The sequence below is a fragment of the Parabacteroides goldsteinii DSM 19448 = WAL 12034 genome (genome assembly GCF_000969835.1).
In the GTDB taxonomy this organism is placed as follows: Bacteria; Bacteroidota; Bacteroidia; order Bacteroidales; family Tannerellaceae; genus Parabacteroides; species Parabacteroides goldsteinii.
Genome location: NZ_KQ033912.1, coordinates 1,722,185 through 1,735,132 on the forward strand (window position 1 = coordinate 1,722,185; position 12,948 = coordinate 1,735,132).

Below are 12,948 nucleotides of genomic sequence, written 5' to 3' on the forward strand. Positions count from 1 at the left end.
CAATTTCGCCGTACTTATAATAGAGAGACAACGAAAAAAGGATGAACAAAGCAGAAAACAACATACGGAAAACTTCTTTCAAAAAGGCCGGACAGGCATTGATCGATCATATACAGGAAACCGAAAAGGTTGACCTGCAAAGAATCGAACAATCTCTGGAAGATCTGAAAAACAGCTATCAGATACAACACAAACGGAGAAAACTATGGCTTTACGCTGCTTCTGCTGCCGCATCGTTATTGATTGCAGCCTTATCAATCAACTTTCTATATTCGCCAAACTCCTACGACTGGGATATGCTGGCGACATCTTTATTGAACGATAGCATACCTCATCAGGATAAAGAGATCACCCTGATCACTCAAAACGACCGGATGAAACTCTCCAACGAAGCATCTCTGGAGTACAAAAAAAATGGTACACTACAGGTAAACAAAGAAGATGTTACTAAAGAAAAACCTGTCCGTCACAAAGAAAAGCTCAACCACATTATTGTCCCGAAAGGGAAAAGGGCCACCATAACCTTTTCAGACGGAACATCTATGTATATCAATTCCGGAAGTCATGTTATTTATCCTTCCGACTTTGATAAAGACAAAAGAGAAATTCTTGTAGAAGGAGAGGTTTACCTGGAAGTAGCCAAGGACCCCAAACGTCCATTCTTCGTTAAGACAAAGGATTTCGATGTAAAAGTATTGGGCACAACGTTTAATGTCTCCGCCTACAAAGACGACGCTATAGCATCCGTCGTACTGGTAGAAGGTAAAGTGGAAGTGGATAACAACAATCAGAAAACCACGATCAGACCCAATGAGAAAATCGCCATTACCCACGGAGAATCAACAGTCAGCATCGTAGATGTAAATGAATACATTTCATGGAAAGATTACATCATGCTGTTTGCAGAGCATCGCGCCGGAGATGTATTCACACGTTTATCACGCTATTATGGCGTTCATATCGAATGTGATCCATCCATAGCCTCATATCCGGTTTCAGGAAAACTGGACTTAAAGAGTGGCATAAATAACTCTTTAGATATTCTTACAGAGTTACTGGATATTAAATATAAAACCGAGCCGGACGGGAGTATCCGGATCTTTCAATAAATGATTGTTTAACCTAAAATATATTTGCTTATGAAATAAACACACGAAATGAAAAGGGAAATTCCACATCTCCCCCTCAAGAGAGAAAAGTATATGATACTGAAAAAGCCAGACAATACCGTCATATTGCCTGGCTCAGGAAAGTATTAATCTAGTTCGTTACTAAAAAATACACACAAATGTATGAAAAAACAAAAGAGTATCAAATCTAAAAGATTTAATTATCTAAAAAGTATCTGTTTAAGTGGCTGTTTATTATGCACTGCAGCAGAAACAGCAGCAAATTTAACCGAAAATTATTCGGCACAAGTTTATTTAACTGTAAAAATGAACAACAAAACGGTACGGGATGTATTTTCCTATATCGAAAAGAATAGTGAATTCATTTTTATCTACCAGGGTACCAAAATCGACCTGGACAGAAAAGTATCCATAGACCTGAACGATCAACCGGTTCAGACAATTCTTCATGAAATCTTTGCCGGGACAAACGACACCTATTCCATAAAAGGTCGACAAATCATTGTCAAAAAATCACAGACAAAAGAAAATGCAGAGGTTTTGAGTACCAACCAGCAAAAAAAAACCGTTACCGGTTTATTGACTGATGCTGATGGTAATCCGGTTATCGGGGCAACAGTTACTATCAAAGGTACCACCCACGGTGTTACGACTGATATAGATGGTAAATATATACTCAATAACGTCAACGAAGGTGACGTTATTGAGTTCCGATATATCGGATTTAATACGGAAGAAAAAACCTACAAAGGCGAAGCTAACATCAACATTCGCATGATGGAAGCCTCGGTAGGATTGGAAGACGTTGTCGTAATCGGTTACGGCCAGCAGAAAAAAGAGAGCGTTGTATCTTCATTGAACACGATCGGACCGGCTGAGTTAAATGTAAAACAGCGTAACCTGCGCAACACGTTGGCCGGACAAATTGCCGGTGTAATTGCCGTACAGAGAAGCGGTGAGCCGGGTAACGATGCTGCTGCATTCTATATTCGCGGACAAAGTTCATATGCCGGCGGTACATCTGCTTTAGTATTAGTAGACGGTGTTCCCAGAAGCATGGACGATATCGACGTAGACGAAATCGAGAGTTTCACCGTCTTAAAAGATGCTGCCGCTACTGCCGTTTATGGTGCAGAAGGTGCGAATGGTGTTGTATTGATTACTTCCAAACGCGGTAAAGCCCAAAAGACATCTGTCAACTTCAGTGCACAATACAGTATTGTCAGTCCGACACGTATGCCTGAAACATTAAATTCTTATGATTATCTGTCATTATATAATGAAGCATTATGGAATGACCAGGGCAATCCGAACAAAGAGTATTTCAATCCTCAATTTACCGACGAAACACTTGAAAAATACAGAACCGGTGTAGATAGGGATTTATATCCTTCTGTAAACTGGTATGATTTGCTTCAGGATCATACACAAAGCCAGAGATATACGGTAAACTTCAGAGGAGGTTCCGAGAAAGTACGCTTTTTTGCTTCCGGAGCTTACTACTCAGAAGACGGTATCTTCGATTCTACTCCCAAAGAGGATTACAATGCCAATATCGGATTGCAACGTTTCAACCTGCGTTCCAACGTGGATATGGACCTGACAAAAACAACTCAACTTTCTATCGATATGAGTGGACAGTACTTGAAGAAAAATCAACCGGGATATACTTCGGATGAAATCTTCAATTATATCAGCCACTTCCCCGTACATGTTATTCCGATGTACTATTCCGACGATACTGCCTCGGATCATGGAGCTCCCGGATACGGCGTTGAATATCAGCCATACAACATGTTGAATAATAGCGGATACAGCAAAACATGGAGTGCTTTCTTACAAACCAAAGTCACATTGAAGCAAGATCTTAAATTCATCACAGAAGGATTATCAGTGAAAGGTTCTATCAGTTTTGATGCCGACTTCTCTTCTACCATGAAGAGATCAAAAACCCCGCAAACGTTTTTTGCATTAGGCAGAAATGAAGACGGGACACTCAATAAAAAAACGATCAAAGAAAGTTCTGCCTTGAGTAATCCTTACAAATCCTCTACTGATGGTACGAAAAAGATCTACATGGAAGCATCATTAGATTATCAGCGTTCTTTCAACAAGACGCATGATGTAACCGGTATGATATTGTATATGCAAAAAGAAACGCAATATCAAAACAAAGAGGGTTTACAACTTTTGCCCTACCGTAAACAGAGTGTCGTTGCCCGTGCAACTTATGGATACAACGACCGGTACATGCTGGAAGCCAGTATGGGTATGACCGGCAGTGAAAACTTTGCACAAGGCCACAGATGGGGTATTTTCCCAGCCGTAGGTGCAGCCTGGTTTGTCAGCCATGAAAAGTTCATGAGAGGAGTGGAAGATTATATCAGTAAACTGAAGCTGAGAGCTTCTTATGGTATAACCGGTAATGATAACATTGGGGAAGATACACGTTTCCCTTATAGAGAAAGTATCAATACTGGTCTTGGCAGTTATAGCTTCGGATTAACACCAGGAGCTAATGGCGGTACAGGTAACTCTCCGGGCGGGGGTATTGCAGAAGGTAGTTTTGCCATGCCTAACCTGTCATGGGAAATTGAAAAAAAACTGAATCTAGGTCTCGACTTAGGCTTATTCAGAGGACGTGTCGACTTCAGTGCCGATTATTTTTATAACCGCCGTAGCGATATCTTGTTGCAAAGACAAACCGTTTCAAACGTTTCCGGTCTCCGGGTAAAACCGTACCAGAACTTCGGTGTCGTTAGAAACCAGGGGGTTGATGCCAATCTTGTACTAAAACAGAAAGTAGGGAATGTAGATCTCTCCGCTCGAGGCAACTTGACTTATGCAAAAAATAAGATCCTTGAACGCGATGAGATTCCTCAGAAATACGATTATCAGACATATACAGGAAACTCCATCGACAAACCATTACTGTATATCGCTGAAGGTCTTTATACACCGGATGATTTTAATATCACAACAAACGAATACGGAGCCCAGACTTATAAGTTGAAAGACGGTATAGCTGTACCTGCCGCCAATGTTGCACCTGGTGATATCAAATACAAAGACTTGAACAACGATGGTGTCATCGACTCTTACGACCGTACTTACGATCACAAATTCTATCAGGCAACACCGGAAATCGTCTATGGATTCGGGATAAACGCAGAATGGAAAGGTTTCTTTGTCGGTGTATTCTTCCAGGGAACAGCACATACGTCGGCCAATATGTTAGCAAACAATTATGCAATGATCCCATTCACGAAAGGTATCGACAACGGTTCGGCCCGTACAGAAATTACAGACCGCTGGCTGCCCAGTAACCCGAACAATCAGGATGTTACTTTTCCGCGTCTACATACCAATTCATTTACCCATAATATGGAAAATAGCACCTGGTGGTATCGCAATGCCGGATTCCTTCGACTGAAGAACATCGAAATCGGTTATCAGTTCAATGACAAAATACTCAAGCAACTCCGTATGAAAAATTTGAGAGTTTATTTGCAAGGAAATAACGTTGCAGTCTGGGATCACATCAAATACTGGGATCCGGAATTAGGTAGTGCAAATTCCGGTGCCAAATATCCTATCTGCAGCACATATTCTCTTGGATTAGAAGTCACATTTTAAAAACAACAAATATGAAATTCTTAAATAAAATAACATCAATAGCTTCTGCATGCTTTTTAACTCTTGCCCTCACAGGATGTAGTGATTATCTGGATGTGTCGGATGAAGTGGCAGAAAACCTGACATTAGATGAAGTTTTTGATAACCCCAACTACATGCGTCGCTGGCATGGTAATCTGTTCAACTGTATTTCAGAATATTCCAGTATCGGTAGAAATAAAACCAACAATTATCCCGGAGCCGGAGCCTTTTCCGGTGTTTGGGTATCCATGTGTGGAGAAACAACCATCAGTGCTGCCGGTTGGGGTGAAATGATATCCGGTTTTACATCAGCCAATGCTCCATACCAACGTTGGACACCGCTGTATCAGTATATTCGTGATGCTAAGATTTTCCTGGATAGAGTAAATCCTAAAGGTGGTATCAACGACCAATTTCAATTAACAGAAGCAGACGTAAAGAGAATGAAGGCAGAGGCTAAATACCTTATTGCTTACAGTTATTTCTCACTCTTTGAAATGTATGGCCCGATTCCAATCCTGGATGAATTAGCCGATCCGGAAGACAAAGGTTTGGATTATGCCAGATCATCCGTGGATGAAACTGTTGAATACATCGATAACTTACTGAAAGAAGTCATCGAATCCGGAGATCTGCCCGAAACGATCATCCAAAATCAGTCAGCTACCGGAAACGACCGATACAATTTGAATGAGATTGTCCGCCCGACAATGACCGTTGCTAAAGCATTAAGAGCTAAACTTTGGGTATATGCAGCTTCTCCCCTATTCAATGGCGGTTACAAAGAGACACTGGATATTGCCAATACCGATGGTAAAAAAATATTTACTCCTTATGATGCCAACAAATGGGTTACTGCTAAAAGCCGTCTGGAAGATCTATTGAATAATGCGGAACAAAATAAACACACCTTGTTTACCGTATATAATACAGATGGGACCATCAATCCGGATGAATCGGTTTATCAGTTATTCCAGAACTACAATGACGAAATATTGTGGGCTACCGGAGATAACCTTTGGAACGGTTCGACCATGGAACAGAACACCAATCCCAGAGACTGCTACACAGGTTGGGGATATCTTGGTGTTTCTCAGAATTTAGTGGATGCCTTCTTCGTTAAAGACGGGTTAACAATCGATGATCCGGGTAGCATGTATAAAGAAGATGGTTTTACCGATGTTGTCAACCCATGTAACGAAAACAAGCGGGTAGATACAAATGTATTCAACATGTATGCCAACCGCGAACCTCGTTTCTATGCCGGTGTAGGATATGAAGGCAAAAGCTGGCATATTCAACCGGTGGGAAGACCCGATTACACAATCGGATTTGCCAAAGGGGAAGGTAGCGACAACTCGTCTGCCGATAACCCTCGTACCGGCTATCTGCCTACTAAATTCAAAAACCGTAAAATCCTATTTACCGGAAACTATTTAAGAGCCTGGGCACGTCCTTCTATCCTTTTCCGTCTGGCAGATTTCTATCTGTACTATGCAGAAGTTTGTAACGAAATCGATCCGAACGACCCCAATATCATTAAATATCTGGACTTGGTAAGACAACGCGCCGGTATTCCGGGTTATAAAGAACTTGCCGCTTCCGGTAAAAAGAATATTATTGGCAATCAGGAACTGCAACGGAAAATGATTCAGCGCGAACGTACAGTGGAACTGTTTATGGAAGGACAACACTACTTCGATATCCGGCGCTGGATGATTTGCGGAGAAGGTGAAGATGCAGACCAAAGCGTTCTCTATTCGATGAATATGAACGGATACAAAGATCAACCCATCGGAACCAATAGTTCTTTCTTCAACCGTATTCTTCTTGAAAGACGTGCCTGGAGACGTGCCATGTACCTTTATCCGATACCACAGGATGAAATACAAAAAAGCCGGCTTCTGATTCAGAATCCTTTATGGTAAAAACTGATTAATTATAAAAACAGATAAGCCTTATACTAGTTATATTATTAGTATAGGGCTTATTCTCTCTTAAATCATATCTCATGAAACAAAAAAAATGCTTTATTCTTATTCTATCAGGGTTATTCTTTTGCTTTGCCAATTGTATACACGGAAATAATCCGGACAAAGGCAACGAAAAAGCAAAGACAATCACCTTCCGCGGCATCTATGCCGACGACCCTGCTGGACAGGAAGGTCTGTACAATCCGGAAAGAGGTTTACGGTTAGAAATAGCAGTCGATATTGCCGGCCGGAAAGATGTCTGGAATCCTAAACAATTCCCTGATATAACCAGTCATTTAGAATCAGAGTCCGCTATCTATGCATCAGACAGTGTCAGCCTGGTTCAAAGCTACTTTTATCTCACCGGATTTGTAGGAAAAGACTTATCGGAAGATGCTTTTACCACAATGGATACCTATTTCAACAAACTAAGAGAATTAGGTAAAAAAGCCGTATTGCGATTTGCTTATGAAACCGCTTTTATGGGAAGAGCGGGAAGTGGCCCTACCTTGGAAGATGTGCTCCGCCATATGGAACAACTGAAACCATTCCTTGCACAAAACACAGATGTCATCCAAGTTGTTCAAGCCGGATTTATCGGTGCATGGGGCGAATGGCACAGTTCATTCCACGGACTGGAAAAAACGAATGACAGCAAACGTACCATCCTGGAAAAGATAGTCTGGATGACTCCGGAAAACAGAATGGTACAAGTAAGAGTCCCTGAATATAAGAACTTGATAAACAAAGAAAGTAAATCATATAACAGAGTTTCTTTCCACGATGATTTCATCATTATAAAACCTCATAAATGGGACGGGAACATGCATGAAGGAACTCCTTATTTCAACCAAATCGTTGAAGAAAGTCCTTATTTAGCCGTAGACGGAGAACTTCCCTGGGGAACCTGGAGCATGAATGAAGATCCCGACAATCCGGAAGCCGGATGGGTTATCGACGGCAAAGCGACAGCCAGACAGCTTTTCCTGCAACATTACACCTCGCTCAGTGCCATCCATAATTACAAAGAGAAAGGAACTAAAGATAAATACTCAATGATGTATTGGAAAGAAACTCCACTGGAAGAATCATTCCTGTCTGAAAACCATATGCCTGTTTCCGACAAATACTTTAAAAATCAGGACGGAAGTCCGGCTACACGAAACGTATTCGATTATATCCGGGATCATCTGGGTTACCGGCTGGAACTGCAACAACTCAAAATAAACGGAACCCCGGCAGCCGGAAAAGAAATCTCACTGGACCTCTCCCTGATCAACAGAGGTTTTTCCACCTTATTCAATGAGCATCCCGTTTATTTTGTACTGATCGATGAACAGAACCGGATCACGGAATTTCTGACGGAGACGAACGTTCACAACTTCCAACCATACCAGCCCAAAGATCCGGAGTGTAAACCTTTGCTTCATACCATCAAAGGACAATTTATTATTCCGGAACACCTGGAAACAGGAAAATACCGGCTAGGTCTCTGGATTCCTGATGGCTCCGAACGGTTGAAATATAACAACCGCTATGCCATCCGTTGTGCCAACGGAGATACGGAATGGTGGAGTTCGCCCGACAACAAATATGGCATCAACATCTTAACATCATTAGATATAATACGCCACTGATCTATTCGCCGGTCGGATTAGAAACTGCTTTGAATTTATTATTTGATTTATTTATTGTCAAAAGTGAGCTATCTTGTCCCCGTGCTTGACACGGGGCCGCAAGAGAACTGGCGGTATCAAAAAATACATACAGGATACAGTCTGTCCCCTTGCGATCCCGTGTCAAGCACGGGAACGGGATAACTCAATTATTTCTATATTGGAACCAAACAATAAACTCAAAACAATTTCTAGTTTTTTGTCTGCCTCTTTTATAATTCAATAACTAAAGAAAAATATTATATTTGCACCTTTCATTCTTAATTCAATTATTGTAGACCATGAATACTAAATCAATTCTTAATTGTTGCCTGCTCGCATTGTGTTTTTGTGCGTGCACCGGACAACATCTTCCCGGTGAAAACAGGGATGTAGCTATCGCTGATTCCTTATTAACCAACATCCTGACAAAGTATAACGTCGAAAAGTACGGTCTTCTTTCCGAGACCTATCCGGTAAACCCGGAAAATCAGGTCACTTACCTTGCCGAAGGGAGCGAACAGAAAAAGAACCAGGAAGTCTCTTTCCTATGGCCTTACTCCGGTATGCTGTCGGGTTGTATCTCCCTCTATGACGTTACCGGAGATAAGAAATACCTGGAAATACTGGAAAAACGTATTATCCCGGGACTGGATCTGTATTGGGATAATACACGTACCCCGCACTGTTATCAAAGCTATCCGAGATTCAATGGTGAAAGCGATCGCTTTTACGATGATAATGACTGGCTGGCCATCGACTTCTGCGATTTGTATGCCCTCACCAAAGACCAACAATATCTCCTGAAAGCAAAAGAGTTGCACAAATATATATACAGCGGATGGGACGATGCGCTGGGAGGCGGCATCTACTGGTGCGAACAGAAAAAGACCTCTAAAAACACCTGCTCCAATGCCCCGGCAACCGTCTTGTGCATGAAACTGTATAACCTGACGAAAGAACAAAAGTACCTCGACCAGGCCATCGAAACATATAACTGGACAAAGAAGAACCTGTGCGACCCTGCCGATTCGGTATATTGGGATAACATCGGACTCGATCAAACAATCGGTAAAGCCAAATTCACCTACAACAGCGGACAAATGATCCAGGCAGGCGTACTCCTCTACCAGACAACTTCGGACGAGACTTATCTGACAGATGCAAAGAACACTGCAAAAGGCGCTTACAATCATTTTTTAGGGAAACGTACAGGGATTAACGGAAAAGATGCTTACTTTTACCCCACAAATCCATGGTTCAATGTCATTTTATTACGCGGTCTCCTTGCTTTGGCGGAGGTAGACAACGATTATAAATATGTCAGAACAATGGCGGACAATGCCCATTACGCCTGGGAATATACCCGCGACGAAAACGGATTCCTGGGGAATGACTGGGCAGGGACCGACAACAAAAAGTTCAAGTGGCTGCTGGACAATGCCTGTATGATCGAACTTTTTGCTGAAACAAGTAACATTCAATAAATAAAATATATAAACCCATGACTACACGTAGAAACTTTCTAAAATCCGGAGGTTTGTCTCTGGCAGGTCTGTTGGTCGGGCAAAAATCATTTGCTCATTTGACAGAATCGGCTACACCGGGCGCACCTCTCGTGTCTAACACATTACAGTACACTTGCCAACGTCCGGCACCGGAAAAACGCCAGTTTACTTCTGCCGCCGTCGAAAAGGCAATCCAGACGACAAAAGCCAAACTGAAAGATCCGAAGCTGGCCTGGATGTTTGAGAACTGTTTTCCAAACACACTCGATACGACCTGTGAGCATAAAATGGTAAACGGCAAGCCTGATACATTCGTCCTTACAGGTGATATCCATGCGATGTGGCTCCGTGACTCATCCGCACAGGTTTTTCCGCATATCATTTTTGCAAATGAAGACCCGAAAGTAAAGACAATGCTGGCAGGTGTTATCAACCGCCAGACCTGGTGTATCAACATCGACCCGTATGCCAACGGTTTCAACGAAGGCCCGACAGGCAGCGAATGGGAAAGTGACCGTACGGAGATGAAACCGGAACTTCACGAACGCAAATGGGAGATCGACTCGCTCTGTTACCCCATCCGCCTGGCTTACCACTTCTGGAAAAAGACCGGCGACACCTCTCCTTTCGATGCCGAGTGGGAGAAAGCAATGAAAACCGTCTATAAAACGTTCATTGAACAACAACGTAAGGATGGACTCGGTCCGTATCGTTTCTCCCGTAAGACAGACCGCCAGGGAGACACCTTGCTGAACGACGGTTACGGTAGTCCGGTAAACCCTGTCGGATTGATCGTTTCTTCTTTCCGCCCGTCTGACGATGCGACTTTGTTCGGTTTCCTGATCCCGTCGAATATGTTTGCCGTCACTTCACTCCGCCAGTTGGCAGAGATGATGCGCGACATCAAAAAGGATAACGACTTTGCCCGCCAGTGCGACTCATTGGCCGACGAAGTAGCTGCCGCCATCGAGAAATACGGTATTGTAGAACACCCCGAATTCGGAAAGGTATATGCCTTCGAAGCAGACGGTTTCTATAACCACGTTTTCATGGACGATGCCAATGTCCCCAGTTTGTTGGCTATGCCTTATCTGGGATGCGTCGATGTAAACGATCCGGTCTACCAGAATACCCGCAAACTGGTTCTGAGTCCGCTGAACCCCTACTTCTATAAAGGCAAGGCAGGCGAAGGTATCGGCGGTCCGCACATCGGTTTCGACTTTATCTGGCCGATGAGTATCATCATGCGATGCAATACGACCAACGACAACGAAGAAATACGCCACTGTGTAAAAATGCTCCGTGATACGGACGGCGACACCGGTTTCATGCACGAATCATTCCACAAAGACGATCCAAAGAAGTTCACCCGCTCCTGGTTCGCCTGGGTTAACACCTTGTTCGGCGAAATGATTTACCGCCTGGTACAGGAAGGTAAAACGGATATATTGAATAATTTGGGATGATTGAGTTAATATAGAAATAATTGAGCTATCAGTTTATAGCGACGGGAGTAACCAATTCCCCTCTTGAGAGGGGAGACAGGTACAACCAGTCACTATAAATAGCTCAATTCTGATAAGAAGTGAACCATCTGTGAATATGACTAGTTGTACCTATTTCTCCTCTTTGAAAGACGATAAGAGGTGCATTAATACCAGTAAATAAAACAAAACCGATTGCAGACTCTCTCCAATAAAAGTTTTTCCGTTTTCTGTATTCATTCCTTCATCTATAGCACATAGAGTCTATAAATCAAAGAATACAAAATGAACACAATGAAGGATCCGATATAATTTGTAATTGAATCGATGTAAACATCTCTATTTCTCCCCTATCGCTTCATCATGAACAACCATTGGATACCGGCAAATCCAAAGGTATATCTTATCTCTTTATTAGTGTACAGGTAGAGTGGGACTGATATACTTTTAGACCAAAAGTGCTGTATCCGCTCTTGTCCGTCATTTGCCAAACGCTTGTTTGATATCTGTCGAACGCTTATCTGATATCAGTCGAACAAGCGTTTGACAATTGACGGACAAGAAATCGGACATGACTTTTGAACTAAAGAATAATAAGATAAATGCTTACAACATACGACTTACTCTTTTGTTGGTATACAGCAAGTTCCCCTTTATTCATTTATTACATGGAAAATTTGAATTATATAGATGCTACAGGATGATATCCTTCATTATGTTCATCTACAAACCATTAATCATCAGCACAGTAACTCCTATATGAACAAATGAAGAAAAAAAACGGAAAAACTTCAGATGATAAAGATACTGTCTTGAATTAGCCTCTTTATCATTTCCCCATTTGCCTTAACAGGTATTCTACATTAATAAAATGCCGGGTATATTCCGCATGCATCTTTCTTGCAACTGAACAGCTGGATGCCATCCGGGCAAGAAATTGTAAATGTCTTCCCAGGGAAGTATTCATTTCTAATCGCTGCGTTTTGGGGATACTGTCCTGTACGGAATAAACTCCACAGGCCATTTGTATTTCCAACAATCCTTCATCCCAGGAGTGTTGCGTATACTTACATAAAAATCCGAGGTTTCTCTTCAGGTCTTTGCTTAGTATGCTCAATACTTCAAAGTCGGTGCGTTTAGGGGAACATGCGCCCGGATTGACCAGACGGGCCAGTTTGAGGTAAAAATCTTTTAGTTCTTCTTCAGAAAAAGGAGAAGGGTTTCCACTTAACCTTTGCAGGTCTTCACTTTGTTGGGCAGTTAAAAATTCTGTGTCCATACCTATTAATATTAGATGTGAAGGCGAAGATTTTCTGAATATAAGAGCGGTTCCGCCTGTCCCGTTGCATTTCACACCTAGGCGCAGTAGATGCATTAACATTCTACACGGGGGTACGGAACCGCCATATAGAATGATCGCAAGCGGACATAAAAATGCCCGCCACGGAAATTGGCAGGTTTCCCCGCCTAGGTTATGAAATGCACAGCAAATGTACGATAATAATTAAAGGGTGCAATAAAAACACGTCAAAAATCATAGG

At 42.3% G+C, this 12,948-nt stretch carries 7 protein-coding genes; 6 read left to right on the forward strand and 1 reads right to left on the reverse strand.

All coding sequences use genetic code 11. The features are described 5' to 3' along the window. Window positions 1-41: 41 nt before the first annotated feature. The 6 genes from HMPREF1535_RS06530 (at window position 42) to HMPREF1535_RS06555 (ending at window position 11,389) form a co-directional block, all read left to right on the forward strand. Complete coding sequence (locus HMPREF1535_RS06530; RefSeq protein ID WP_046145635.1) at window positions 42-1,109, forward strand: FecR family protein; 1,068 nt, start codon at window positions 42-44, stop codon at window positions 1,107-1,109. A 183-nt stretch (window positions 1,110-1,292) separates the two neighbouring features. Beyond that, window positions 1,293-4,766: a TonB-dependent receptor gene (locus HMPREF1535_RS06535; RefSeq protein WP_046145636.1), complete on the forward strand. Its 3,474-nt coding sequence runs from the start codon at window positions 1,293-1,295 to the stop codon at window positions 4,764-4,766. Window positions 4,767-4,777: 11 nt separating this feature from the next. Then, window positions 4,778-6,715 (forward strand): RagB/SusD family nutrient uptake outer membrane protein, encoded by a 1,938-nt coding sequence (locus tag HMPREF1535_RS06540; RefSeq protein WP_046145637.1) that lies wholly within the window; start codon window positions 4,778-4,780, stop codon window positions 6,713-6,715. An 83-nt stretch (window positions 6,716-6,798) separates the two neighbouring features. Then, entirely contained in the window at window positions 6,799-8,397 is a 1,599-nt protein-coding gene (locus HMPREF1535_RS06545) for a DUF4874 domain-containing protein (protein WP_046145638.1), read from the forward strand. 320 nt (window positions 8,398-8,717) lie between these two features. After that, window positions 8,718-9,902, forward strand: a complete 1,185-nt coding sequence (locus HMPREF1535_RS06550) for a glycoside hydrolase family 76 protein (RefSeq protein WP_046145639.1) — start codon at window positions 8,718-8,720, stop codon at window positions 9,900-9,902. A gap of 17 nt (window positions 9,903-9,919) precedes the next feature. Next, complete coding sequence (locus HMPREF1535_RS06555) at window positions 9,920-11,389, forward strand: glycoside hydrolase family 125 protein (protein WP_046145640.1); 1,470 nt, start codon at window positions 9,920-9,922, stop codon at window positions 11,387-11,389. A gap of 847 nt (window positions 11,390-12,236) precedes the next feature. Here HMPREF1535_RS06555 and HMPREF1535_RS06560 read toward each other — a convergent pair. Next, complete coding sequence (locus HMPREF1535_RS06560) at window positions 12,237-12,686, reverse strand: hypothetical protein (protein WP_007655825.1); 450 nt, start codon at window positions 12,684-12,686, stop codon at window positions 12,237-12,239. Between the last annotated feature and the right edge of the window lie 262 nt (window positions 12,687-12,948).

What these genes read in the sequence shown, in the direction of transcription:
- HMPREF1535_RS06560 (WP_007655825.1), bottom strand. Translation starts at nt 12,686, where the DNA reads ATGGACACAGAATTTTTAACTGCCCAACAAAGTGAAGACCTGCAAAGG.
- HMPREF1535_RS06530 (WP_046145635.1), top strand. Translation starts at nt 42, where the DNA reads ATGAACAAAGCAGAAAACAACATACGGAAAACTTCTTTCAAAAAGGCC.
- HMPREF1535_RS06555 (WP_046145640.1), top strand. Translation starts at nt 9,920, where the DNA reads ATGACTACACGTAGAAACTTTCTAAAATCCGGAGGTTTGTCTCTGGCA.
- HMPREF1535_RS06535 (WP_046145636.1), top strand. Translation starts at nt 1,293, where the DNA reads ATGAAAAAACAAAAGAGTATCAAATCTAAAAGATTTAATTATCTAAAA.
- HMPREF1535_RS06550 (WP_046145639.1), top strand. Translation starts at nt 8,718, where the DNA reads ATGAATACTAAATCAATTCTTAATTGTTGCCTGCTCGCATTGTGTTTT.
- HMPREF1535_RS06545 (WP_046145638.1), top strand. Translation starts at nt 6,799, where the DNA reads ATGAAACAAAAAAAATGCTTTATTCTTATTCTATCAGGGTTATTCTTT.
- HMPREF1535_RS06540 (WP_046145637.1), top strand. Translation starts at nt 4,778, where the DNA reads ATGAAATTCTTAAATAAAATAACATCAATAGCTTCTGCATGCTTTTTA.